This window comes from Escherichia sp. E13S3 (assembly GCF_004212325.1).
Taxonomy (GTDB): domain Bacteria; phylum Pseudomonadota; class Gammaproteobacteria; order Enterobacterales; family Enterobacteriaceae; genus Escherichia.
This window is the reverse complement of record NZ_RHJR01000001.1, coordinates 1-23,837: the sequence shown is the minus strand read 5'-3', so window position 1 is coordinate 23,837 and position 23,837 is coordinate 1. Positions and strand designations below refer to the sequence as shown.

The 23,837-nt window shown below is 47.4% G+C and carries 23 protein-coding genes and 1 pseudogene; 14 read left to right on the top strand and 10 right to left on the bottom strand.

What is annotated here, in order from left to right; genetic code table 11:
• Window positions 1-6 precede the first annotated feature (6 nt).
• From arsB to D9597_RS00105, 4 genes are all read left to right on the top strand, one after another.
• The gene (arsB, locus tag D9597_RS00120) at window positions 7-1,296 is read left to right on the top strand and encodes an arsenite/antimonite:H(+) antiporter ArsB (protein WP_130221303.1); all 1,290 of its coding nucleotides are present in this window, start codon (window positions 7-9) and stop codon (window positions 1,294-1,296) included.
• Between the two features lie 12 nt (window positions 1,297-1,308).
• The gene (arsC, locus tag D9597_RS00115) at window positions 1,309-1,734 is read left to right on the top strand and encodes a glutaredoxin-dependent arsenate reductase (RefSeq protein ID WP_130221302.1); all 426 of its coding nucleotides are present in this window, start codon (window positions 1,309-1,311) and stop codon (window positions 1,732-1,734) included.
• Window positions 1,735-2,189: 455 nt separating this feature from the next.
• A complete protein-coding gene (slp, locus tag D9597_RS00110) occupies window positions 2,190-2,756 on the top strand; it encodes an outer membrane lipoprotein Slp (protein ID WP_130217824.1) in 567 nt (188 codons plus the stop codon).
• Between the two features lie 142 nt (window positions 2,757-2,898).
• Complete coding sequence (locus tag D9597_RS00105) at window positions 2,899-3,429, top strand: LuxR C-terminal-related transcriptional regulator (protein ID WP_130221301.1); 531 nt, start codon at window positions 2,899-2,901, stop codon at window positions 3,427-3,429.
• A gap of 61 nt (window positions 3,430-3,490) precedes the next feature.
• On the opposite strand, the gene chuS is transcribed toward D9597_RS00105, so the two are convergent.
• The 3 genes from chuS to D9597_RS23065 form a co-directional block, all read right to left on the bottom strand.
• The gene (chuS, locus tag D9597_RS00100) at window positions 3,491-4,519 is read right to left on the bottom strand and encodes a hematinate-forming heme oxygenase ChuS (protein ID WP_130221300.1); all 1,029 of its coding nucleotides are present in this window, start codon (window positions 4,517-4,519) and stop codon (window positions 3,491-3,493) included.
• A gap of 48 nt (window positions 4,520-4,567) precedes the next feature.
• Window positions 4,568-6,550, bottom strand: coding sequence for a TonB-dependent heme/hemoglobin receptor ChuA/ShuA (chuA, locus tag D9597_RS00095; RefSeq protein ID WP_130221299.1), 1,983 nt, complete (start codon window positions 6,548-6,550; stop codon window positions 4,568-4,570).
• A gap of 416 nt (window positions 6,551-6,966) precedes the next feature.
• Window positions 6,967-7,167, bottom strand: a complete 201-nt coding sequence (locus D9597_RS23065) for a hypothetical protein (RefSeq protein ID WP_165383523.1) — start codon at window positions 7,165-7,167, stop codon at window positions 6,967-6,969.
• A gap of 55 nt (window positions 7,168-7,222) precedes the next feature.
• Between D9597_RS23065 and shuT the strand changes: the two genes are divergently transcribed.
• The 6 genes from shuT to D9597_RS00060 are packed head-to-tail and all read left to right on the top strand — an operon-like array spanning window position 7,223 to window position 12,434.
• Entirely contained in the window at window positions 7,223-8,137 is a 915-nt protein-coding gene (gene shuT, locus D9597_RS00085) for a heme ABC transporter substrate-binding protein ShuT (protein ID WP_130221413.1), read from the top strand.
• A gap of 19 nt (window positions 8,138-8,156) precedes the next feature.
• Window positions 8,157-9,494 carry a heme anaerobic degradation radical SAM methyltransferase ChuW/HutW gene (gene hutW / locus D9597_RS00080; protein WP_130221298.1) on the top strand — a complete coding sequence of 446 codons (1,338 nt, stop codon included), beginning with the start codon at window positions 8,157-8,159 and terminating at the stop codon, window positions 9,492-9,494.
• A gap of 12 nt (window positions 9,495-9,506) precedes the next feature.
• On the top strand, window positions 9,507-10,001 hold the full coding sequence (hutX, locus tag D9597_RS00075) for a heme utilization cystosolic carrier protein HutX (RefSeq protein WP_000020032.1): 495 nt from the start codon (window positions 9,507-9,509) through the stop codon (window positions 9,999-10,001).
• Window positions 10,001-10,624, top strand: coding sequence for an anaerobilin reductase (gene chuY, locus D9597_RS00070; protein ID WP_130221297.1), 624 nt, complete (start codon window positions 10,001-10,003; stop codon window positions 10,622-10,624). The genes hutX and chuY overlap by 1 nt, the downstream gene beginning before the upstream one ends.
• 50 nt (window positions 10,625-10,674) lie before the next feature.
• Window positions 10,675-11,667: a heme ABC transporter permease ShuU/ChuU gene (gene shuU, locus D9597_RS00065; protein WP_240780418.1), complete on the top strand. Its 993-nt coding sequence runs from the start codon at window positions 10,675-10,677 to the stop codon at window positions 11,665-11,667.
• On the top strand, window positions 11,664-12,434 hold the full coding sequence (locus D9597_RS00060) for a heme ABC transporter ATP-binding protein (protein WP_130221296.1): 771 nt from the start codon (window positions 11,664-11,666) through the stop codon (window positions 12,432-12,434). The genes shuU and D9597_RS00060 overlap by 4 nt, the downstream gene beginning before the upstream one ends.
• Before the next feature lie 51 nt (window positions 12,435-12,485).
• Here D9597_RS00060 and D9597_RS00055 read toward each other — a convergent pair whose 3' ends face one another.
• From D9597_RS00055 to hdeA, 3 genes are all read right to left on the bottom strand, one after another.
• Entirely contained in the window at window positions 12,486-13,133 is a 648-nt protein-coding gene (locus D9597_RS00055) for an MgtC/SapB family protein (protein ID WP_130221295.1), read from the bottom strand.
• 63 nt (window positions 13,134-13,196) lie between these two features.
• Window positions 13,197-13,523, bottom strand: coding sequence for an acid-activated periplasmic chaperone HdeB (hdeB, locus tag D9597_RS00050; RefSeq protein ID WP_130221294.1), 327 nt, complete (start codon window positions 13,521-13,523; stop codon window positions 13,197-13,199).
• A gap of 116 nt (window positions 13,524-13,639) precedes the next feature.
• Window positions 13,640-13,972 carry an acid-activated periplasmic chaperone HdeA gene (gene hdeA, locus D9597_RS00045; RefSeq protein ID WP_130209189.1) on the bottom strand — a complete coding sequence of 111 codons (333 nt, stop codon included), beginning with the start codon at window positions 13,970-13,972 and terminating at the stop codon, window positions 13,640-13,642.
• A 254-nt stretch (window positions 13,973-14,226) separates the two neighbouring features.
• Between hdeA and hdeD the strand changes: the two genes are divergently transcribed.
• Window positions 14,227-14,796: an acid-resistance protein HdeD gene (gene hdeD / locus D9597_RS00040; protein WP_130221293.1), complete on the top strand. Its 570-nt coding sequence runs from the start codon at window positions 14,227-14,229 to the stop codon at window positions 14,794-14,796.
• A 721-nt stretch (window positions 14,797-15,517) separates the two neighbouring features.
• A complete protein-coding gene (gene gadE / locus D9597_RS00035) occupies window positions 15,518-16,045 on the top strand; it encodes an acid resistance transcriptional activator GadE (protein ID WP_064527778.1) in 528 nt (175 codons plus the stop codon).
• A 19-nt stretch (window positions 16,046-16,064) separates the two neighbouring features.
• Here gadE and D9597_RS23560 read toward each other — a convergent pair.
• Window positions 16,065-16,349 (bottom strand): annotated as a pseudogene (locus tag D9597_RS23560) (hypothetical protein); the annotation flags it as partial.
• 107 nt (window positions 16,350-16,456) lie between these two features.
• Here D9597_RS23560 and mdtE point away from each other — a divergent pair.
• Window positions 16,457-17,566, top strand: a complete 1,110-nt coding sequence (gene mdtE, locus D9597_RS00025) for a multidrug transporter subunit MdtE (protein ID WP_346461452.1) — start codon at window positions 16,457-16,459, stop codon at window positions 17,564-17,566.
• Window positions 17,567-17,590: 24 nt separating this feature from the next.
• Window positions 17,591-20,704, top strand: a complete 3,114-nt coding sequence (gene mdtF / locus D9597_RS00020; protein WP_130221290.1) for a multidrug efflux pump RND permease MdtF — start codon at window positions 17,591-17,593, stop codon at window positions 20,702-20,704.
• A gap of 363 nt (window positions 20,705-21,067) precedes the next feature.
• On the opposite strand, the gene gadW is transcribed toward mdtF, so the two are convergent.
• The 3 genes from gadW to D9597_RS00005 all read right to left on the bottom strand — a co-directional run.
• Entirely contained in the window at window positions 21,068-21,796 is a 729-nt protein-coding gene (gadW, locus tag D9597_RS00015) for an acid resistance transcriptional activator GadW (RefSeq protein WP_130217846.1), read from the bottom strand.
• Window positions 21,797-22,164: 368 nt separating this feature from the next.
• Window positions 22,165-22,980: a DNA-binding transcriptional regulator GadX gene (gadX, locus tag D9597_RS00010; protein WP_130221411.1), complete on the bottom strand. Its 816-nt coding sequence runs from the start codon at window positions 22,978-22,980 to the stop codon at window positions 22,165-22,167.
• Between the two features lie 397 nt (window positions 22,981-23,377).
• On the bottom strand, window positions 23,378-23,837 hold a 460-nt coding region (locus D9597_RS00005; protein ID WP_240780417.1), incomplete at its 5' end, for a pyridoxal-dependent decarboxylase.

Genomic DNA, 23,837 nt, shown 5'->3' with positions numbered 1-23,837 from the left:
GGCATTATGTTACTGGCAGGCGCTATCTTTGTCCTGACCATCGTATTGGTTATCTGGCAGCCGAAAGGTTTAGGCATCGGCTGGAGTGCAACCCTCGGCGCAGTACTGGCGTTAGTTACGGGCGTGGTCCATCCGGGTGATATTCCGGTGGTGTGGAATATCGTCTGGAACGCGACGGCTGCGTTTATTGCCGTCATTATCATCAGCCTGCTGCTGGATGAGTCCGGCTTTTTTGAATGGGCAGCGCTGCACGTTTCACGCTGGGGCAATGGACGCGGTCGCTTGCTGTTTACCTGGATTGTCCTGCTCGGTGCCGCCGTTGCGGCCCTGTTTGCCAATGATGGCGCGGCGCTTATTTTAACGCCGATTGTCATCGCCATGCTGCTGGCTTTAGGGTTCAGTAAAGGCACGACGCTGGCGTTCGTGATGGCAGCGGGATTCATTGCCGATACCGCCAGCCTGCCGCTTATTGTCTCCAACCTGGTGAATATCGTTTCGGCAGATTTCTTTGGTCTTGGCTTTCGCGAATACGCTTCGGTGATGGTGCCGGTGGATATCGCCGCAATTGTTGCCACGCTGGTAATGCTGCATCTCTATTTCCGCAAAGATATTCCGCAGAACTACGATATGGCGCTGCTGAAATCTCCCACCGAAGCGATTAAAGATCCTGCTACGTTCAAAACTGGCTGGGTTGTTTTACTGCTTCTGCTGGTGGGATTTTTCGTCCTGGAACCGCTCGGCATTCCGGTGAGCGCCATTGCAGCTGTGGGCGCACTGATATTATTTGTCGTCGCTAAACGCGGTCATGCGATTAATACGGGCAAAGTCCTGCGCGGTGCACCCTGGCAGATTGTCATCTTCTCGCTCGGCATGTATCTGGTGGTTTATGGCCTGCGCAATGCCGGATTAACGGAACATCTTTCTGACGTACTCAACATGCTGGCGGATAACGGCCTGTGGGCCGCGACGCTCGGCACCGGATTCATCACCGCCTTCCTCTCTTCTATTATGAACAATATGCCGACGGTACTGGTTGGCGCGTTGTCCATTGATGGCAGCACGGCATCTGGCGTTATCAAAGAAGCGATGGTTTATGCCAACGTGATTGGCTGCGATTTGGGACCGAAAATTACCCCGATTGGTAGCCTGGCAACGCTGCTCTGGCTGCACGTACTTTCGCAGAAGAATATGACAATCAGCTGGGGATATTACTTCCGTACAGGGATTATCATGACCCTGCCTGTACTGTTTGTGACGCTCGCCGCGCTGGCGCTACGCCTCTCTTTCACATCGTAATGAGATACTGATATGAGCAACATTACCATTTATCACAACCCGGCCTGCGGCACGTCGCGTAATACGCTTGAGATGATCCGCAACAGCGGTACAGAACCGACCATTATCTATTATCTGGAAACACCGCCGACGCGCGATGAACTGGTCAAACTCATTGCCGATATGGGGATTTCCGTACGCGCGCTGCTGCGTAAAAACGTCGAACCGTATGAGGAACTGGGCCTTGCAGAAGATAAATTTACTGACGATCGGTTAATTGATTTTATGCTGCAATATCCCATCCTGATTAACCGCCCGATTGTAGTGACGCCGCTGGGAACTCGCCTGTGTCGCCCTTCAGAAGTGGTGCTGGAAATTCTGCCAGATGCGCAACAAGGCGCGTTCACCAAGGAAGATGGCGAGAAAGTGGTTGATGAGGCGGGTAAACGATTAAAATAAACAAAGGGGGCGGCTGCGCCCTCTCATTATTGACAAAAAATACATAATTTCGATCGTGCAATTTCAGTAAATTATTGATATCCACGCAGGACGGATAAACAATGTTTTTTAATGAACAGATAAAATGAGTCATATAATAAGCGTTTTAAAATTGAAGATCCCCAAAGTTAAAATTACGAATGGCTTGCATATCTAACATTTATAAACCATTATCATCACATCAATAACAATTTTTACGCCATGTGCCATTAGAAATAAGAGCCTCCTTAATAATATCCCATATTAATAAGGAGACACATAATAACATCACACATCAATGCTTTCCGGAACTCATCTGCAAGGATATAAATATCAGACAGGTTTACGTTACTATCAGGCATATCACCTGAAAATCAGATGAAAACTATAAAGAAATATCTATTATGGTTTTAACATTTGTTGATAAGGATAGTAACATGAACAAGACAAAAGGTGCACTCATCTTCAGCCTTTCATTTTTTCTTGCCGCATGTAGTTCGATTCCGCAAAATATCAAAGGCAATAACCAACCTGATATTCAAAAAAGTTTTGTTGCTGTTCATAACCAACCGAATTTGTATGTTGGCCAACAGGCACGCTTCGGCGGGAAGGTTATCAACGTTATCAACGGTAAAACAGATACGTTGCTAGAAATCGCCGTATTGCCGTTGGATAGCTATGCGAAACCTGACATTGAGGCCAACTATCAAGGGCGACTGCTCGCCAGACAAAGCGGCTTCCTTGACCCAGTGAACTACCGTAACCACTTTGTCACCGTTCTCGGCACTATTCAGGGCGAACAACCTGGATTTATCAATAAAGTCCCATATAACTTCGTTGACGTAAATGTGCAGGGGATTCAGGTATGGCATTTGAGAGAAGTGGTCAATACCACCTACAACTTGTGGGATTACGGCTACGGCGCATTCTGGCCTGAACCCGGCTGGGGCACACCGTACTACACCAATGCAGTTAGCCAGGTAACGCCAGAACTGGTGAAATAATTTGGTTTAAAGATGCAGATATTTTTCAAATATCTGCATCTTCAATAAAATCATTTCTATATAACTATAATTACAAGCCCTGACCTTTTTATTACCTTTGGCGACCTGATTATAAAGTTAATGTTCGCAACGGGAGTCGGTTATGTTTCTTATAATTACCAAAGACACCATGTTTTTCACCGCGATGAAAAACATTGTAAGTAAAGGTGATGTCGTTCATATACAGAACGAAAAAGAGATTGACTTAACGTTGCATCAGAATGCCTTAGTGATTATTGATACATTAATGAATAATGTATTCCACTCATCAATGCTCAACAAAATTGAACGCCTGCGGCCTGTTCATGTCATTGTTTTCTCGCCGTTTAATATTAAACGCTGTCTGGGGAAAGTTCCGGTAACCTTTGTCCAGAGAAATATTACGATTATTGACTTCGTCGCGCTGCTCAATGGCAGTTATTGCTCTGTACCAGAAGCGGACGTGTCACTCTCGCGCAAACAGCATCAGGTTCTGAGCTGCATTGCGAATCAAATGACGACAGAAGATATTCTGGGTAAACTCAAAATATCGCTGAAAACATTCTACTGCCATAAACACAATATTATGATGATCCTCAATCTTAAACGGATCAACGAACTGGTACGTCATCAACATATTGATTATCTGGTCTGAAATCTCCAGCTGATATTTATAAAGAGGCCCGGCGACAGCCAGACCTCCGGACAATGACTCGTTATGCAGCAACGCCTTCCTGCGTCAGCGCCGCAATCTGTTTACGCCATTGCGCCTGCTCCTGTTCCCCTTCAGTACGCTGACCATAAAGTTGCGCAATCTGCGTACCATCATGAGCAAACAGTTCCAGGCTGGTTACGTAGCCATCGCTGGTCGGTTTACGGGTAACCCAGGCTTCAGCAATGCTCTCTTCTAATAGATGAAGAGTAAACGTCGGGTTGAAAATATTCAGCCAACCTTTCATTGGCACCACTTTTTCGACCACTCCCGTGAAAATCTGTACGCAGCCACGGTTGCCAACAAACACCATGATTTCATTGCCATCCTGCTGTGCAGATTCCAGAATCTGCGCCAGCGCACTACCAGATACTTTGCAGGCCAAATCGTCTGCCACCAGATTGAACGCCTGCTGACGAGTCAGATTGTGGCGCTTGAGCAACGTAAAAAACTGATGGACATCCGTCATCGCACGCCACTCTTGTTCTACAACACTGGCATCGACGTCGGTTTGTGCGGCAGGCGCATCAATCGTTGTTAACTCAAGCGGCGTATTTTCCTCGACGATAAAGCGTGCCAGAAGCTCATTCCATGCCACCATATCGGTATTGTCAGTAGCATAAACTTTCAGTAATGCATCGCCCTGATGATCAAAGAACTGAATACTCTGACGTTCACCGCGAGCCGTGTTTTCTTTTATATGGAAAACACTGTCCCACTGATTGAGAAACAGTCGCAAATCCAGCGCGCGCGGGTTGAGTATTAATCCGGCATGACCGTTCAAATGCTGGTTTGTGAACGAGCCAACTTGCTCATGGACTGCATATTCATTACGACAAATACATTTGGTTTCACCAACGCTTTCCAGCGCCGCCAGAATTTCACGAATATCGCCGCGCATCCGCCACGCGTCGTGAGTGACGCGCGCAAATGCCAGTTCTGCTTCGCTAATATTCATTAAACCTGCGATGTCACGCGCGTACTTTCCGGGATTTTGTTCTTTTAACTCAAGCCAGCGTGTGTAGTGGTTCATTGCCTCTCTTCCTTCCAGATAAATGCCCCGAAATATCGGGGCTGATGATTACCATTGATAACTCACGAAAATTTTGCCGTTACGTCCATCCTGTGGGATGCCCTGCGGCGACCAGTACTCTTTATCGAAGGCGTTGCCCAATACCAGAGTCGTGGTCATGCCTTTGAGCGCCTGCTGCCCTTGATAACTGACGTAGAAATCATTCACGCCGTAGCCAGGTTGTTTGCTGTAGCTGCTGCTGATATGTGTTGAGCGATCGGCAAACGTACCGACCCAACCAACAGAGAAGCCACTGTGAGCGATCGGAATATTCAGGGTGCTGGTAACGGTATCCGGGTTAATGCTGGAGATATATTCCCCGGTATCGGTGTCTTTGCCGCGGGTACGGTTATAGGCCACATCAAGACTAAACAGGTCAGTGGTATATTTCGTCATCACATCCCAGCCCCAGATTTTGGCGTTCGGGACGTTATAAGACATGGTTGTCGCCGCCGCGAAATCGACGGTTGTGGAGATGTAATCCTTCGCTTTGGTATCAAAGTAGCTGGCTTTAAATTCCAGGGCATCATTGGACAACATCAGGTCATCAAAACGCAGCCCAAAGCCGTATTCCTGAGTTTCGTTGGTTTCCGGACGTAAGTTCGGGTTTGGCACCCAATAGTTGGTATAGAAGCGACCAATCGAGAAGTGCTTTGAATCGTTGTACATTTCGCCCATCGTCGGCGCGCGGAATGCCTGGGCATATGAACCAAATAACATCAGCCAGTTGGTCGGATTGATAGTCATCCCTGCACGAGACGACCATTTGTCGGCATCCACATCTTTGTAACCGTCGCTGCTACCGCGATAGCTGTCATAACGGGTTCCGCCAAGCAGGGTAATCGGCAGATCGCGTAAGGTGATCTCATCCTGTAGCCAGCCGGAACTGAAATCAATTTTTGCTTGCGGGAAGCCCGTCGTCGCGCCGCCCGGATGCTGTTCCTGACGATAATACTCACCGCCATACGTCAGCAGGTGAGAGGCAAAACTCTCGGCAAACAGAGTGGAACGGTTCTCCAGTTTGGCACCTTTCGTTGTCTGCTCGCGATACTCACCGGAACTTCCCGTGTTTTGCGCATTAATACGAACTTCCGACCAGTAAACTTTTGCATCAGCATTTAACCAGTCGTTGCCCACTGGAGAGAGCTTATAAGAAAGCTGTGCATCACGTTGAATCGTTGAACGATCAACCATCGGATTACTGCTGTCAGACGCTTCAACGGTCTGCGGATTTTTTGGTTCGCGCGCGTCGTTATTGTAGTAACGCACTAATCCGCTCAGAGCCTGGGCAGAATCAATTTGCCAGGTTCCTTTCGCCAGCATGTTATTAATAGCCTCATCATTCGGCGCGGTTTCGCCATTGCTCTGGCGTAAATCACCACGATCGCGACTGGACCAGGCCACAATACCATCCAGGTTTTCCGTTCGCCCAAACGCGCTCGCGCCTAATCCCAGGCTATGGTCCCCCGTGCCACCGGTGCCAAAAACGCGAAAACCGCTGCTTTGTCCTTCCTGCAATAAATCTTTTGCATCGACCGTATCGTAGGAGATAACGCCACCCAGCGCGCCACTGCCATACAATAATGCCGAAGGTCCACGGACAATCTCGACACGTTTGATCAGCGCTGGATCGAGGAAAGTCCCATTCAGGTGTCCGGTATCCGTTCCCTGGCGAACGCCATCGACAAGAACCAGCACGCCGCGATGGTCATAACCACGCATATTTACATCCTGACCGTTGGTTCGTCCGGTACCATCAAGGGTAATCCCAGGAACATGACGCAGCAGATCGGTGGCTGAAGTCGCCGTTTGGTTTTCAGGAGCGGAAGTGTCGAGGACGCTGACCATCATTGGTGCTTCGAAGGAACTACGGGCATTCCCCGTTGCCGTAACGGTCATGGTTTCAGTAGCAAAAGCAAACGTTGGCAAGGTGGCAGAAACAGCCAAAGCCAACAAACTCAAGCGCAACGAGGTAAATTGCGGACGTGACATAGCGATTCTCCATGAGGAAAATAAAAAATGCTGGCTACCTGGATTAATACCGGGATGGCTGGCGAAAAATAAATTTATTTACAATTCAAAGCGATAATATTCGCCGGGTGAGTTAACAGGCGTTTATATCCGGAGAAATTGCCTGGTATCCCGGACAATTCGCCCTCTTTGTCAGGCAAAGCGATATGCCGCATCTGGAGTGAAGAGCGCTGTGCGCTATCCCTTGCAAAAGCTATGATTTTGTTATCCATATAGTCATATTTTGTTAAAGCCAGACGTGATAATGAGAATTATTATCGATCAATTTTTTATGATCAAGCTTTTTTTTAACCGCCATTAACACAATAAACAGGGGGTTATGAAAGCTATCCTGTATCCAGAAAACCATTTTTTTCTTGTGGCAGTCCCCCACGACCTCATAACGAAACGTTGTCGTTAACCGCAATAATTTTCTTTTCTCTTTGCTCTGCAAGCCGCGATATCTCGGAGATCTCAGCTTTTTCCCGCCCTGAAATTTTGTCGGTAACAAGAACGTTAGCTGACGAAGCATCTTGATAAAAATCAAAAATAAATACGCTTGTAACGCCTTGCGTATTGAATCGACGGTTGTGTTTCATATATAACTCAAATGATAATCATGATCATTCTCAATTCGATAAGAGTTCTCATATGATGCCAAGGATCACCAACAGGCCGTATCTTTTTTCCCCACTAATGTTATGTATTTCAGCCGTGGCCTCTGTCGCGAAGACTGCGGTAAAACGAAAAAAATTGTTTACGGCAGTACTGGCTCTTAGCTGGGCTTTTAGCGCAACGGCTGCCGAACGCATTGTGGTCGCTGGAGGATCACTGACGGAGCTAATCTACGCGATGGGTGCTGGCGAGCGCGTGGTGGGTGTCGATGAAACGACATCTTATCCACCAGAAACCGCCAAACTGCCGCATATTGGCTACTGGAAACAACTCAGCAGCGAAGGCATTTTGTCACTTCGCCCGGATAGTGTAATTACCTGGCAGGATGCAGGACCGCAAATTGTGCTCGACCAACTGCGGGCGCAAAAAGTCAACGTCGTCACTCTGCCGCGTGTACCAGCCACCCTTGAGCAGATGTACGCCAACATTCGCCAACTGGCAAAAACGTTACAGGTTCCTGAACAAGGCGAGGCGCTGGTGACACAGATCAACCAACGCCTGGAGCGAGTACAGCAAAACGTGGCGGCCAAAAAAGCCCCGGTTAAAGCCATGTTTATTCTCTCCGCAGGCGGAAGTGCGCCACAGGTTGCCGGTAAAGGCAGCGTCGCGGACGCCATTCTGTCGCTTGCCGGAGCAGAAAACGTCGCTACCCACCAGCAGTACAAAAGCTACAGCGCGGAATCGCTGATTGCGGCTAACCCTGAAGTGATTGTCGTAACCTCACAAATGGTCGATGGCGATATTAATCGGCTACGTTCTATTGCCGGAATTACCCACACCGCCGCCTGGAAGAACCAGCGCATTATCACCGTTGATCAAAACCTGATTCTGGGAATGGGCCCGCGTATTGCTGATGTCGTTGAGTCTTTACACCAGCAAATTTGGCCGCAATAAACGGATTTAAATCAGACGTATGAACATGAAAAATACCCTGGATCTCACGCCTCATTTTGCTTTAGACGGTGACCAGCCATTTAAAGACAGGCGTGCCATGATGCCGTTTCGTGGGGCCATTCCGGTCGCCAAAGAACAACTGGCACAGACCTGGCAAGAGATGATCAGTCAAACAACCTCACCTCGTAAGCGACTGGTTTATCTTCATATTCCTTTTTGCGCGACACACTGCACGTTTTGTGGTTTTTATCAGAATCGTTTTAATGAAGATGCGTGTGCTCATTATACCGATGCCCTGATTCGAGAAATCGAACAGGAGGCAGACAGTGTATTGCATCAGTCCGCGCCCATCCATGCGGTCTATTTCGGTGGCGGTACGCCTTCCGCACTCTCCGCGCGCGATTTGGCAAGAATCATCACCACACTACGAGAGAAATTACCACTGGCACCCGATTGTGAAATCACCATTGAAGGCCGGGTACTGAATTTTGACGCTGAGCGAATCGACGCTTGCCTTGATGCGGGAGCAAACCGCTTCTCAATTGGTATTCAGTCGTTTAACAGCAAAATCCGCAAGAAAATGGCCCGCACCTCGGATGGCCCAACCGCCATTGCGTTTATGGAAAGCCTGGTCAAACGCGACCGTGCTGCGGTGGTCTGTGACCTGCTGTTTGGCCTGCCAGGTCAGGATGCGCAAACCTGGGGAGAAGATCTGGCTATTGCCCGCGATATCGGTCTTGACGGTGTCGACCTCTATGCGCTCAACGTCCTGCCCAACACGCCACTGGGCAAAGCCGTGGAAAACGGGCGCACTACCGTGCCCTCTCCGGCGGAGCGTCGCGATCTTTACCTGCAAGGGTGTGATTTTATGGACGATGCTGGTTGGCGCTGCATCAGTAACAGCCACTGGGGCCGTACCACACGCGAACGCAATCTCTATAACCTGCTGATAAAACAAGGTGCCGATTGTCTGGCCTTTGGTTCCGGCGCCGGCGGTTCGATTAATGGTTACTCCTGGATGAACGAACGCAATCTACAGACCTGGCATGAATCCGTCGCGGCAGGCAAAAAACCGCTGATGATGATCATGCGTAACGCCGAACGTAACGCGCAGTGGCGTCATATCTTGCAGTCGGGCATTGAAACGGCGCGTGTACCGCTGGACGAACTTACGCCACATGCTGAAAAACTCGCACCATTACTGGCCCAGTGGCACCAAAAAGGCTTAAGCCGCGATGCTTCAACGTGCCTGCGGTTGACCAATGAAGGTCGTTTCTGGGCAAGCAACATTTTGCAGTCTCTTAATGAACTGATTCAGGTACTTAATGCGCCAGCGATTGCGCTTGAAAAACCATAACAGGAGTGATTTATGAGCCATGTCTCGTTACAGGAATTTTTGAAAACGGAGCCAGACGGTACGCTGGAGGCGATCGCCGAACAATACAACACCACGCTGCTGGAGGTAGTGAAAAATCTGCCCTCTCCGACAGTTGTGTCAGGCGATAAATTCGATACTGTCTGGGATACCGTCTGCGAATGGGGCAACGTCACCACGCTGGTGCATACTGCCGATGTGATCCTCGAATTTAGCGGCGAACTGCCTTCGGGTTTCCACCGCCACGGCTATTTCAATCTGCGTGGAAAGCACGGCATGTCCGGGCATATCAAAGCAGAAAACTGCACGCATATTGCCTTAATCGAACGTAAATTTATGGGCATGGACACCGCATCCATTCTCTTTTTCAACAAAGAAGGCAGCGCCATGCTGAAAATCTTCCTCGGTAGGGATGACCATCGTCAGCTCCTGAGCGAACAAGTCAGCGCCTTCCATGCTCTGGCAGCATCGTTGAAGGAACACGCCTGATGACACCGTGGCTACTCTTTGGTGCGGGCGGAAAAGGTGTGGGCGCCAGAACGCTTGAACTGGCGCTGACAGAACAACGTCCGGTCGTCGCTGTCGTTCGCCGTGCAGACGCTGCGGCTCAACTGGCGCAACAAGGTGTGCAGGTTTTTACTGGCGACGCTTGTGACGCCAGCGTAGTCGCAGCCGCCTGCCGCGCGGCTGGTCCGCAAGCACTTATCATCTCAACAATGGGCGGCGCACAGGATTATCTGGCCCACAGAACGGTGATTGATGAGGCCGAAAAGGCAGGCATCCGTCGCATGATTCTGGTGACTTCTTTGGGATGCGGCGATAGTTGGCCGTTCTTATCGGATCGGGCAAAAGCCGCGTTTGGTCAGGCGGTGCGCGAAAAGACACTGGCGGAAAGCTGGCTGCAAACCAGCCAGCTAGACTACGCCATTCTCCGCCCTGGCGGTCTGCTTGACGGCGCAGCAACAGGCAAAGCACAACGGATACAAAATCAGGAGTGTCATGGTTTTGTTCACCGTGCCGATGTCGCCGCACACATTCATGAACTGGCAAACGCGCCAGCACTCAACAAGCAGATCTACAGTCTGATTGAACCGGACCTGAAACCGGCGTAATCCCATGCGGCGCAGACTCTCCGCGCCGCAACGTCATAACGGAGTTTTGCGTGCTCAAGGATTCACTCTCTTCCTCCAGGGTCTTTATGGGGCTATCACTATTATTGCTAGCTCTGGTGCTGTTCGGTGCCAGTCAGGGAGCGTTAAAGATCAGTTTTGATGCCCTTTTTGATGAGGAATACCGCGATATCTGGCTCAATATTCGTCTACCACGGGTTTTGCTGGCGGTGCTGGTAGGTGCAGCGTTGGCAACCGCAGGGGTAATTATGCAGGGGCTTTTTCGCAACCCAATGGCTGACCCTGGATTACTTGGCGTCAGTAGCGGTTCGGCATTAATGGTTGGCGTTGCTATTGTGCTGCCCTTCTCCTTCCCCGTGGTGCTGGTGCTTTATGAACAAATGGTGTTTGCCATCGCCGGAAGTTTAGTGGTCTGCACCATCATTTTTCTCATCACGCAGCGCCATCGCGATGGCAGCATGATGCAATTGTTACTCGCCGGTATCGCCATCAATGCCCTGTGCGGCGCAGCGATCGGCATACTGAGCTATATCGGCGATGAGCAACAGCTACGACAACTCACGTTGTGGATGATGGGCAATCTCGGTCAGGCGCAATGGCCAACGTTATTGGTTGCCAGTTCCTTCATTCTGCCCGCCATTATGGCAACAACGTGTCTCGCCGGAACGCTGAATTTGCTGCAACTTGGTGATGAAGAAGCCCATTACCTCGGCGTGAACGTAAAGCGTAAACGCCAACAATTACTGTTGATTAGCTCACTGCTCGTTGGCGCTGCCGTATCGGTAAGCGGCATTATTGGCTTTATAGGCCTGGTGATCCCGCATCTGATTCGCATGATAACCGGAGCAAATCATCGCTGGCTAATTCCTTGCTCTGCCCTTGCCGGAGCCTGCTTATTACTGATGGCAGACACGCTTGCCCGCACACTGGTACAGCCCGCAGAAATGCCTGTAGGATTACTAACCAGCCTGCTTGGCGGTCCGTATTTCATGTGGTTGATTCTGCGCAACCGGAGGATCGCATGATTAGCGCCCGGAACCTGGTTTATAGCCTTCATGGGCGACGCCTGACTGACAATGTCTCGCTGACTTTTCCCGGCGGGGAAATTGTTGCCATTCTCGGCCCTAATGGTGCGGGAAAATCTACGTTGCTTCGCCAGCTCACCGGCTATCTTCAACCTGATAGCGGTGAATGCCGCTTATTTAATAAGCCATTAAATGAATGGTCAATTACCGAACTGGCGAAACACCGGGCCGTGATGCGTCAGAATAGCCATATGGCGTTTCCATTCAGCGTACAAGAAGTGATCCAGATGGGGCGCCATCCGCATCGTACCGGTAATCAGGGGGATGAAACGGCACAGATAATGGCGCTATGCGACTGTCAGGCGTTAGCAAACCGCGACTATCGGCAATTATCCGGCGGTGAACAACAGCGTGTGCAATTAGCGCGCCTGCTGGTACAACTTTGGGAAGCAATACCCTCGCCGAAATGGTTATTTCTTGATGAACCAACGTCGGCGCTGGATATTCATCATCAGCAGCATCTGTTTCGTTTATTACGCCAGTTAGTTCGCGAACGGCAATTTAACGTCTGCTGCGTATTGCACGATCTTAATCTTGCAGCCCGTTATGCTGACCGTGTTGTTTTGATGCAAAAAGGAAAGGTTGTCGCAAATGGCAAACCGCAGGACGTATTGACACAGCAGGCGCTGACTATGCTCTATGGCGCGGATATTACTGTATTAAACGCCCCTGCCAATCATTCTCCGCTGATTGTCCTCGATCATTAAACCAACAGGAGTACCGCTCTGGTACTCCTGCCGAATAAATAGCGATACAGATTAGCTAATTGAAACGCCTTTCACCCCTGCCATGCCTTTTAATAATCGCAACAGGTCTTCTATCGACGTCGTGGCATGAAGCTGAATATCAATGGAAACCACCTCATGATCTTCATTTTCTTGCAACGAAACTAAATCAGTTTTTATTTTTTGTTGTTTAAACCAGTTGAGCATCGACAGCGTATTACCGTTCACCAACGTCAGCTGTAAATGGTAATTCTTGTTCATCAGCCGGAAAGTTAATTGATGGAAGACTTCCAGTACCAACAAGGTCATTACAGAACCGTAAATCCCCAGCTCATACATGCCGCTACCAATCACCATACCGATTGCTGCTGTTACCCAGATATCCGCAGCGGTGGTGAGGCCGACAATATTTTGATTACGAACGAGGATATTACCCGCGCCTATAAAACCGACGCCAGTGACAACCTGAGCGGCAATACGGCTGGGATCAAGCCCGACATGATCCAGCGCCAGCACATCAGCGAAACCATATTTCGACACAATCATAAACAGGGCGCTACCCATACCGATTAAGACATGTGTACGAAGCCCTGCCCCTTTGCCGCGGATTTGCCTTTCCATGCCAATAGCACCACAGGCAATAGCAGCCAGGATTAGACGAATAATAAATTCTGCAGTCATATAAAAATGCAAAAAGGAGCAGCAAGATGGCTCAACTTGCTACTCCTTTTTGCTTTATTCCTGTTAATTCGGCAGGACATTTGCCAATTTATCTTTGAAGGTATACAAATTTTTCTGCGGATTTTTCTTACAATATTCAATCACTTTAGGAATCCGAGTCAGATCAGTTTCATTTAAGGTTACAGTATCACCACCTTTGTAAACCGTTTCCTCATGCAGCATCCACCATGCAACCGGTGTCATCGCTTTTGGATTCAGGTCAATAAATTCCTGACAAGTCATATCTTTAGCAGATTCATTAGCAGCCAGTGCAGATTGTGCATTAACCAGTGAAAGTGCCGCTACAGCGCCAACGAAAATCATGGCTTTACGTAGAGATGAAATATTCATTTTACAACCCATTCAACAAATAAAGTATATATGAACAGGAGGATTATCTGCTTTTAACGCGAGGTATTCCTGCCTGTTCAATATTCAAGGAAATACGATGCAACGCATTCCATGAATTACATATCTTTCTTAATCTTGTCCCATTCGCCTTTAACTTTATCTTTAAAGCTGGCTTGTTTATCCTGAGTACAAGCCTGAACGATAGCTGGGGTTACGGTTGCAATGCCCTGAACATCCATAACCGCATCTTCTGGTTTATCTTTGTTATTCAGTGCTTCAGCAAAACCGACTGCAGTCGGCTGGAAGGATTCGTCCACAGCCAGGAAATCTTCACAGGTCCAGGAGTTGACAGGTTTTTTATTGTCAGCTGCTTTTTGTGCATCCGCGGCATTGCTCACAACTGGCAGAAGAAGCAGGCCACCAAGAATTACACCTAATACTTTTTTCATCGTAATATCCTCAACTATAAAGTGAAAGAGCCGTCACGAATCAATTTCGACATTGAGGTTATAACCTGGTTTTTTGGGTATGTCATGTTGAGATAAAATATCAAAATCAGATATTTTTATTTAAATACAACAAGTTACATGGGTGTCATACACATTAATTAGGAAATTTTTATTAAATCACATGCATTCCTGGATGCATTTTTGGCATAGATTGATAGCAGGGGTTTTTCTTCTTAAATTTATAGGGTGGTTCTATGTTATATATAGATAAGGCAACAATTTTGAAATTTGATCTGGATATGCTTAAGAAGCATCGGAGAGCAATCCAGTTTATTGCTGTGCTACTGTTTATTGTCGGTTTGCTGTGTATAAGCTTCCCGTTTGTCTCTGGCGATATCCTTAGCACGGTCGTTGGCGCATTATTAATCTGCTCAGGTATTGCGCTTATTGTCGGTTTATTCAGCAACCGGAGTCATAATTTCTGGCCTGTATTATCCGGCTTCCTTGTCGCTGTCGCCTATTTGTTGATCGGCTATTTCTTCATCCGCGCACCAGAACTGGGAATTTTTGCTATTGCGGCGTTTATCGCTGGCTTGTTTTGTGTCGCTGGGGTTATTCGCTTGATGAGCTGGTATCGCCAGCGTTCAATGAAAGGCAGCTGGCTACAACTAGTCATTGGTATCCTGGATATCATCATCGCATGGATATTCCTGGGTGCAACGCCAATGGTTTCTGTAACACTAGTTTCTACACTGGTGGGGATAGAACTAATATTCAGCGCTGCCAGCTTGTTTAGCTTCGCTAGTTTATTCGTTAAAAAATAATCAATATCAGACCGTCGACACAGTATTTCCCACACCGCCTCATAATCACTTATGGTGACTATGAGGCATATAACACTCCCGCTTCATATCGCCACCAGGGCAAAACATAAACCATCGTTGAAATAATTACCGTGCGACTCATTAAACAACTCGCTGAAACCTTTATGGTTTTATAAATTTCACAGCAAATTAGCCATTTCAAACATTATCATGGCTGATATTTTCTGTAGTCAGGTTTAATGTTTAAAAGTGCTGTGGGAAAATGAAATCAAGATTTGGCAAGCATTGTCTCAATAAGAAGGTAATTAATGCAGTTTATGTTAATTTTCCCCAAAAATTAAAAAGAAAGCTGGCAATCCAATTGCCAGCTTAAGTAGAAACAAGGAGACTCGATATTTAAATCGGATTACTTTTTTATTTTAGTTTTATCATTCAGAAATCACAAACTTTAAATTGATAACTTATTCTTGGTAAAAATATGGGAGTTGTTAATTTCCTGTTAGTACTAACAAATTTATAACAACCAGGAATATTACCTAGGATCAATATATGGAGTGCGTGATGGATAAATCTCAAGTTTTGATTAGTGTTAATAGACGTATTAGTTCACGAAGGGCAACGTTCTTATAGGCGTTTACTATATTGAACAACGAATTCGGACATGGATGTAAATAATGAAAAGGATGACATGTTCGAAACAATAACGGCTAAGGAGCAAGTTATGATTTTTCTCATGACGAAGGATTCTTTTCTTTTACAGGGCTTTTTGCAGTTGAAAGATAATCACGAAATGATAAAAATCAATTCCCTGTCAGAGATAAAAAGCATAGGTAACAAACCATTCAAGGTGATCATTGATACCTATCATAATCATATCCTTGATGAAGAAGCGATTAAGTTTCTTGAGAAGTTAGATGCTGAAAGAATCATTGTTCTGGCACCTTACCACATCAGTAAACTTAAAAGTCAGTCGCCTATCTTTTTTATCAGCCGTAAAGAAAGCATTAAAAACCTGATTGATATTACTTATGGAAAACACTTGCCTCATAAGAATTCTCAATTATGTTTCTCGCATAATCAATTCAAAATTATGCAATTAATCCTTAAGAACAAAAATGAAAGTAATATCACGTCAACACTGAAAATTTCACAGCAGACATTAAAGATCCAGAAATTCAATATTATGTACAAGCTGAAACTTAGACGTATGAGCGACATCGTGACTCTGGGGATCTCTTCTTATTTTTAAGAAGGCGTTGATGTGGCCCAGCGATAAGTGCCTGAAATTGACGGCTGGCATGACGAGGGATGCAAATGCTGACTCCATTACTCCCGGTGATAACCAAAGGAGAAGCAAAAACGAACTTATTCCCCTGGTTTATGTATCCACCAGTAGAAACATTCGTTGCCCGGACGCAGGCAGAGACTGTCAGCAGAACGGCAACATTTTTTTTGCCATCTAAATCACCACATTGGTCACTCGGCCTGCATGCGCCATCACAGGCATACATCCCCATGGCCTGCACTATGCCGCTGGTCTGTAAATCCCTCATGCCTCTCCCCGCACACATTCAAAAAATCCGTAATTTTTCACGAATTTTCAGGGAATAAAATGAACAGAAAAAGAAAACTGTTAATACCGTTGTTATTCTGCGGCGTAATACTCACCGCATGCGACGACAAATCAGCGCAAAATGCTGCCGCCATGACGCCAGAAGTGGGCGTGGTGAAGCTCTCCCCCGGCTCAATCAATGTCATGAGCGAATTGCCTGGCAGAACTGTTCCTTATGAAGTTGCTGAGATTCGCCCGCAGGTGGGTGGCATCATCATTAAACGCAATTTTATCGAAGGCGATAAAGTTAACCAGGGCGATTCGTTGTATCAGATTGACCCTGCGCCCTTGCAGGCAGAGTTGAACTCAGCCAAAGGTTCGCTGGCGAAAGCCCTCTCTACCGCCAGCAATGCCCGCATTACCTTTAATCGCCAGGCATCGTTGCTGAAAACCAACTACGTCAGCCGTCAGGATTACGACACCGCGCGCACCCAGCTGAATGAGGCGGAAGCCAATGTCACCGTTGCCAAAGCGGCTGTTGAGCAGGCGACCATCAATCTGCAATACGCAAATGTCACCTCGCCCATTACGGGCGTCAGCGGGAAATCATCAGTGACCGTCGGCGCACTCGTTACCGCTAACCAGGCGGATTCACTGGTTACCGTACAGCGTCTGGACCCGATTTATGTCGATCTCACGCAGTCGGTACAAGATTTTTTGCGCATGAAAGAAGAGGTCGCCAGTGGGCAAATCAAACAGGTTCAGGGTAGTACACCAGTACAGCTCAATCTGGAAAATGGTAAACGTTACAGCCAGACCGGTACGCTGAAATTCTCTGACCCGACGGTGGATGAAACCACCGGCTCCGTGACGTTACGGGCGATTTTCCCCAATCCAAACGGTGACTTACTGCCAGGCATGTACGTCACAGCATTAGTGGATGAAGGTAGTCGCCAGAATGTGTTACTGGTGCCTCAGGAAGGCGTTACCCATAACGCTCAGGGCAAAGCAACGGCGCTCATTCTTGATAAAGATGACGTCGTGCAGTTACGTGAAATTGAGGCCACTAAAGCCATTGGTGACCAGTGGGTCGTCACTTCTGGCTTGCAAGCTGGCGATCGGGTGATCGTTTCCGGTTTGCAACGCATTCGCCCAGGTATCAAAGCACGCGCAATTTCCTCCAGCCAGGAAAACGCCAGCACCGAATCGAAACAATAACGTTGCAGGCTTAAGGGGACTTTCATGGCTAACTATTTTATTGATCGCCCGGTTTTTGCCTGGGTACTTGCCATTATTTTGATGCTCGCAGGCGGGCTGGCGATCATGAACTTACCGGTGGCGCAATATCCGCAGATTGCACCACCGACCATCACCGTTAGCGCCACCTATCCGGGTGCTGATGCGCAAACGGTAGAAGATTCAGTCACTCAGGTGATTGAGCAAAATATGAATGGACTTGATGGCCTGATGTATATGTCATCAACCAGTGATGCGGCGGGTAATGCGTCCATCACACTGACCTTTGAGACAGGAACGTCGCCCGATATTGCGCAGGTTCAGGTGCAGAATAAACTACAACTTGCCATGCCATCACTCCCCGAAGCAGTACAGCAACAAGGGATTAGCGTCAATAAGTCGAGCAGCAATATCCTGATGGTGGCAGCGTTTATCTCTGAAAACGGCAGCCTCAATCAGTACGACATTGCAGACTATGTGGCTTCTAATATTAAAGATCCATTAAGTCGTACCGCAGGTGTCGGTAGCGTGCAGCTCTTTGGTTCAGAGTACGCCATGCGTATCTGGCTGGACCCGCAAAAACTCAATAAATACAACCTTGTTCCTGCCGATGTTATTTCCCAAATTAAGGTACAGAACAACCAGATTTCCGGCGGTCAACTGGGCGGAATGCCACAGGCGGCAGACCAACAACTGAACGCCTCGATCATTGTGCAGACACGTCTGCAAACACCGGAAGAATTTGGCAAAATCCTGCTGAAAGTTCAGCAAGATGGTTCACAAGTGCTGCTGCGCGACGTTGCCCGCGTCGAGCTGGGAGCGGAAGATTACTCCACCGTAGCGCGCTTTAACGGCAAACCTGCCGCCGGGATCGCTATCAAACTGGCTACAGGAGCAAACGCGCTCGATACCTCGCGGGCGGTAAAAGCAGAGCTCAACCGTTTATCGGCCTATTTCCCCGCCAGCCTGAAGACGGTTTATCCTTACGACACGACACCATTTATTAAGATTTCAATCCAGGAAGTTTTCAAAACGCTGGTTGAGGCCATCATCCTCGTCTTCCTGGTCATGTATCTGTTTTTACAAAACATTCGCGCTACGATCATCCCGACTATTGCCGTTCCGGTCGTTATTCTCGGCACATTTGCGATTTTGTCGGCGGTCGGTTTTACCATCAACACCCTCACCATGTTCGGGATGGTGCTGGCGATAGGGTTGCTGGTTGATGATGCTATCGTGGTGGTAGAAAACGTCGAGCGCGTGATAGCAGAAGATAAGCTGCCGCCGAAGGAAGCGACGCATAAATCAATGGGGCAAATCCAACGTGCGCTGGTCGGGATTGCCGTTGTGCTTTCCGCGGTGTTTATGCCAATGGCCTTTATGAGCGGCGCGACAGGGGAAATTTATCGTCAGTTCTCCATTACGCTGATCTCCTCCATGTTGCTTTCGGTGTTTGTGGCGATGAGTCTAACGCCTGCCCTTTGCGCCACCATTTTGAAAGCCGTTCCAGAAGGAGGTCACAAACAGAATGCGTTATTTGTGCGATTTAACCATCTGTTTGAAAAATCAACTCAACACTATACCGACAGTACCCGCTCACTGCTGCGCTGCACGGGTCGCTATATGGTGGTTTACCTGCTGATTTGTGCCGGGATGGCGGTGCTATTTCTGCGTACACCGACCTCCTTCTTGCCGGAAGAGGATCAGGGGGTATTTATGACCACTGCACAGCTACCATCAGGTTCCACGATGGTTAACACCACTAAAGTGCTGCAGCAGGTGACCGATTACTATCTGACAAAAGAGAAAAATAATGTTCAGTCGGTGTTTACCGTTGGCGGCTTTGGTTTCAGCGGCCAGGGGCAAAACAACGGTCTGGCGTTTATCAGCCTGAAGCCGTGGTCTGAACGCGTCGGCGAAGAAAATTCGGTGACCGCGATTATTCAGCGGGCGATGGTGGCTCTTAGCCGCATCAATAAAGCAGTTATTTTCCCGTTCAACTTACCGGCGGTAGCAGAACTGGGGACAGCGTCAGGTTTTGATATGGAACTGCTGGACAACGGTAACCTGGGACATGAAAAGCTGACCCAGGCGAGAAACGAGTTACTGTCTCTGGCAGCACAATCCCCTGACCAGGTCACCGGGGTACGCCCGAACGGCCTGGAAGATACACCGATGTTCAAAGTCAACGTTAACGCCGCGAAAGCTGAGGCGATGGGCGTGGAGTTGTCCGATATCAACCAGACCATTTCCACCGCTTTCGGTAGTAGCTACGTGAACGACTTCCTTAACCAGGGACGAGTGAAAAAAGTGTATGTCCAGGCGGGAACACCGTTCCGCATGCTGCCAGACAATATAAACCAATGGTATGTGCGCAACGCCTCCGGCACGATGGCGCCGCTTTCTGCTTATTCTTCAACAGAATGGACCTACGGCTCACCACGTCTGGAACGCTACAACGGTATTCCAGCAATGGAGATTTTAGGTGAAGCGGCGGCAGGAAAAAGTACGGGTGACGCAATGAAATTTATGGCGGATCTGGTCGCAAAACTTCCGACTGGCGTTGGCTATTCATGGACCGGACTGTCATATCAGGAAGCGTTATCTTCCAACCAGGCTCCGGCACTATATGCCATCTCGCTGGTCGTGGTGTTCCTTGCCCTCGCCGCACTTTATGAAAGCTGGTCAATTCCATTCTCAGTAATGCTGGTCGTACCGCTTGGGGTAATTGGCGCGTTACTGGCTACAGACCTGCGCGGCTTAAGCAATGACGTCTACTTCCAGGTTGGTCTGCTGACCACCATTGGGCTTTCCGCCAAGAACGCCATCCTGATTGTCGAGTTTGCGGTTGAGATGATGCAAAAAGAAGGGAAGACACCGATGGAAGCGATTATCGAAGCGGCACGGATGCGCTTACGCCCAATCCTGATGACCTCTCTGGCCTTTATTCTCGGCGTGCTGCCGCTGGTTATCAGTCATGGCGCAGGCTCCGGTGCGCAAAACGCAGTAGGTACAGGCGTTATGGGGGGGATGTTTGCAGCAACGGTGCTGGCGATTTACTTCGTTCCGGTCTTTTTCGTTGTGGTGGAACATCTCTTTGCCCGCTTTAAAAAAGCGTAACGCGTAAACGAGAGTAAGGTTGAGCGTGAGGGTTCAGCCTTACTCTTTCCCGCTAACCACTCGCCACTCAACAGCCAGCTTACCGCCAGGAACATCAGACTCAGTAAACAGCATTGAAAGTAGAACCCGCTCCAACCGTTGGTTATCAATTTAAACAACACGACACTGACCAGAATTCCCGTAATTGTATGAATTGCAAACTTAATAATCCTGAACATGTCGCGTCTTTTCCTCCTGAAAATACGTTTACTGTTTTGCAAACTGCGAAAGCAAACTTGCCGGTGACCCGGCAGAGTTAATGAGGAAAGATTTTCACATGAAGTGTGAGGGAGATCCTGACCGACTTTCGAATGAGAAATCCAGTCAGTTAAAGGTCCCAGTTGACTGTTGCGCAAACTGGTGCGGTGTTACGCCATAGTACTGGCGGAAAGTATTAATAAAGTACGACGTACTGCTATAGCCACATTTTTCTGCGACCATCGGCAGCGGGATTTGTCGTAACTCGAGTAATCGTCTGGCCATCGACATTCGCGAGGCCAATAATATTTTACTGAAGCAGGTATTTTCATCCTGCAATTTTTTCTTGATTAGGCTTTCACTGGTATACATTTTTTCGGCGATATCACGCAGATACCAACGTTTGGCTATATCACAGCCAATAATGCGTTCAACTTTACCTGAAACGGTACTAATGCTATTAAAAAGGAAAGGAATAAGTTCTTTATTTCGTGAAAACATCGAAAGGCAGGAAAAGTAAAGCATATTACTTAATGTCCTGGACGCAATATCTTCTTGAGCAAAACTATCAAATATCGCAGTGACCAGCGGCATTGGTGGTGTTGGGTTAACTAGCAACCGTTTTTTACCATGCAGCCCTAAACACCGCCCCGAAAGACGGATATTGTGCAAGTAATAGCTAATGATCCTTTCATCGATATCTAGTCTGCGGGCATAGGATTCATCAAAAGGAAAACTCTCCACCATATTTTTGTCCATCAAAAGAATACTCTCTTTTTGCAAATAGAGTTTCTGCTGCTCATGATAAATATCAAATGAACGGCGGGTGAGGATCACTGAGCAAACGTGTGTCATGACAAGCCCTTATATTCCATTACTACAACCATTACAATTTCAGTATACAAATGAAATGATGTATGACTCCTGTAAAAAGCCAAAACTGCCAAAATTGGTAGGACCAAAAAGTAATCACATACATAAGCGCATATATCAGTTAAGCCATAAAAAGTAAATGCATGCGTGATATATCTTAAATTTGTGTATAGCTTATGTTTATAAAAAATTGGCTGATCTTATCTCCAGCAAAAGTTATATTTAACCCACTGAGAGCACAAAGTTTCCCGTGCCAACATGGAGTGTTATAACGGCTTATTAGTCTGGAGACGGCAGACTATCCTCTTCCCGGTCCCCTATGCCGGGTTTTTTTTATCTTCAAAAAGCAATTATAACCTTACTATCCTTTCAGGGTGACAACACTTTTCTGCTACACAAATATCCATCATCAGAGGGTTATCACACCCTCTTTCAGCTATTCGTTCATGATACTCTGTCGGTGTCATGCCATAATAATTGCGAAAAACATAAATAAAATACGACACACTGTTATAGCCACACGACACGGCCACTCGCTTTATAGAAAAGCCATGTATTACAATGAGTTGTAACGCTCTTCGCATTCTACATTCGGTAAGCAATTGCGAATAAGACGTCTCTTCTTCACGTAATTTTTTCTTTAACAAACTAGGACTCATCAATAACTCGCTGGCTATTTTCGCCAATGACCATTCATGAGCGATATTACGGTTAATAACCGTACAAACCCGCGTTCGCATATTGGGCTGTAGGATATTCATGAGTAGCGCTATAAACTGTTCATCTTCAAGAAAAACCGACAATATCGCGAATATTAATGCCCTGTTACGTAAGACCTCACCATAGCGGAGATTTTTACTCTGTGAAAGCTGCACAACTTCCTGAAAAACAGGGATATCTCGGGTACAGTGATGCACAATTAACGAAGGAACTTTTTTACAGGCATGAAGATTTAATGCCTCCTCCTTGAGCATCGGGAGAAATAATGAAAGTGTTTCCTTAGTGACAAAGACGACGTTCTCTGCACATTTATCAATTAAAATCTGGTTTGCATCCGCAAAAACCAAATCACCACCGTTAAAACAGCGATATTCACCATTCTGCATGGTGAGAATATATTTATGCTTTGCGTACGCAATTAAACAAGTTCCATGTAGTGATTGCATCATTAATACACTATAACAGAAACATATTATTGTATTTAATGTAGCACGCCAACACCCTAAGTCAAATCGCGACTTAAACAAAGCTTAAACGAAAAAAAAAGAGTAGCATCCTAAGTGGTTAGAAGCATTGTTCCGGGTCACTTATTTTTCAATCTGTTAGAGAAAAAAATAAGCAATAATAACGGATATGAATAATAACTGATGTATTCTATTTTAATTTGTACAAGATTTAATTTATATTGCAAATTATTCAATTATATGAATTTCCCAAAAAACAAAAAAATGATCAGAATTAGCATCCTGATCATTACGCCACTGCTCTTATTTATAGGATATATTTCTTTACCGTGAATGAATTACACCCGCATGCTCCTGGCATGCAGGTGACATTCGGTTATCAGGTATGTTTAAAGCTGTTCTGCTGGGCAATGCCCTGCAGTTTCGGGTGATCGCTGAGGTATTTCAGGGAGGCTTTGTAGTCTTCCAGTAACAGTTCAGCGAAGTCCATTTCGAAGCCACGGCGGCACATAATGCGCATTACCACGATGTCGGTGGCTTCACCGCCGAGAGTAAATGCCGGAACCTGCCAGCCGCGCAGACGCAGACGTTCAGAGAGGTCATACAGGGTATATCCTGGATTTTCCCCGTCTTTCAGTTTGAAGCACACCGCCGGGATACCTTCATCCGGGTGACCCGTACAGATGAACTCATACGGCCCCAGTTTGGCGATTTCATCCGCCAGGTAAGCAGCAACCTGGTAAGAGGCGTTCTGTACTTTGGTATAGCCTTCACGACCGAGGCGCAGGAATTCATAGTACTGCGCAATCACCTGACCCGCCGGACGGGAGAAGTTGATG

Coding starts and splice junctions, on each gene's coding strand:
- arsB (WP_130221303.1), top strand. CDS start 7: ATGTTACTGGCAGGCGCTATCTTTGTCCTGACCATCGTATTGGTTATC.
- arsC (WP_130221302.1), top strand. CDS start 1,309: ATGAGCAACATTACCATTTATCACAACCCGGCCTGCGGCACGTCGCGT.
- slp (WP_130217824.1), top strand. CDS start 2,190: ATGAACAAGACAAAAGGTGCACTCATCTTCAGCCTTTCATTTTTTCTT.
- D9597_RS00105 (WP_130221301.1), top strand. CDS start 2,899: ATGTTTCTTATAATTACCAAAGACACCATGTTTTTCACCGCGATGAAA.
- chuS (WP_130221300.1), bottom strand. CDS start 4,519: ATGAACCACTACACACGCTGGCTTGAGTTAAAAGAACAAAATCCCGGA.
- chuA (WP_130221299.1), bottom strand. CDS start 6,550: ATGTCACGTCCGCAATTTACCTCGTTGCGCTTGAGTTTGTTGGCTTTG.
- D9597_RS23065 (WP_165383523.1), bottom strand. CDS start 7,167: ATGAAACACAACCGTCGATTCAATACGCAAGGCGTTACAAGCGTATTT.
- shuT (WP_130221413.1), top strand. CDS start 7,223: ATGCCAAGGATCACCAACAGGCCGTATCTTTTTTCCCCACTAATGTTA.
- hutW (WP_130221298.1), top strand. CDS start 8,157: ATGAACATGAAAAATACCCTGGATCTCACGCCTCATTTTGCTTTAGAC.
- hutX (WP_000020032.1), top strand. CDS start 9,507: ATGAGCCATGTCTCGTTACAGGAATTTTTGAAAACGGAGCCAGACGGT.
- chuY (WP_130221297.1), top strand. CDS start 10,001: ATGACACCGTGGCTACTCTTTGGTGCGGGCGGAAAAGGTGTGGGCGCC.
- D9597_RS00060 (WP_130221296.1), top strand. CDS start 11,664: ATGATTAGCGCCCGGAACCTGGTTTATAGCCTTCATGGGCGACGCCTG.
- D9597_RS00055 (WP_130221295.1), bottom strand. CDS start 13,133: ATGACTGCAGAATTTATTATTCGTCTAATCCTGGCTGCTATTGCCTGT.
- hdeB (WP_130221294.1), bottom strand. CDS start 13,523: ATGAATATTTCATCTCTACGTAAAGCCATGATTTTCGTTGGCGCTGTA.
- hdeA (WP_130209189.1), bottom strand. CDS start 13,972: ATGAAAAAAGTATTAGGTGTAATTCTTGGTGGCCTGCTTCTTCTGCCA.
- hdeD (WP_130221293.1), top strand. CDS start 14,227: ATGTTATATATAGATAAGGCAACAATTTTGAAATTTGATCTGGATATG.
- gadE (WP_064527778.1), top strand. CDS start 15,518: ATGATTTTTCTCATGACGAAGGATTCTTTTCTTTTACAGGGCTTTTTG.
- mdtF (WP_130221290.1), top strand. CDS start 17,591: ATGGCTAACTATTTTATTGATCGCCCGGTTTTTGCCTGGGTACTTGCC.
- gadW (WP_130217846.1), bottom strand. CDS start 21,796: ATGACACACGTTTGCTCAGTGATCCTCACCCGCCGTTCATTTGATATT.
- gadX (WP_130221411.1), bottom strand. CDS start 22,980: ATGCAATCACTACATGGAACTTGTTTAATTGCGTACGCAAAGCATAAA.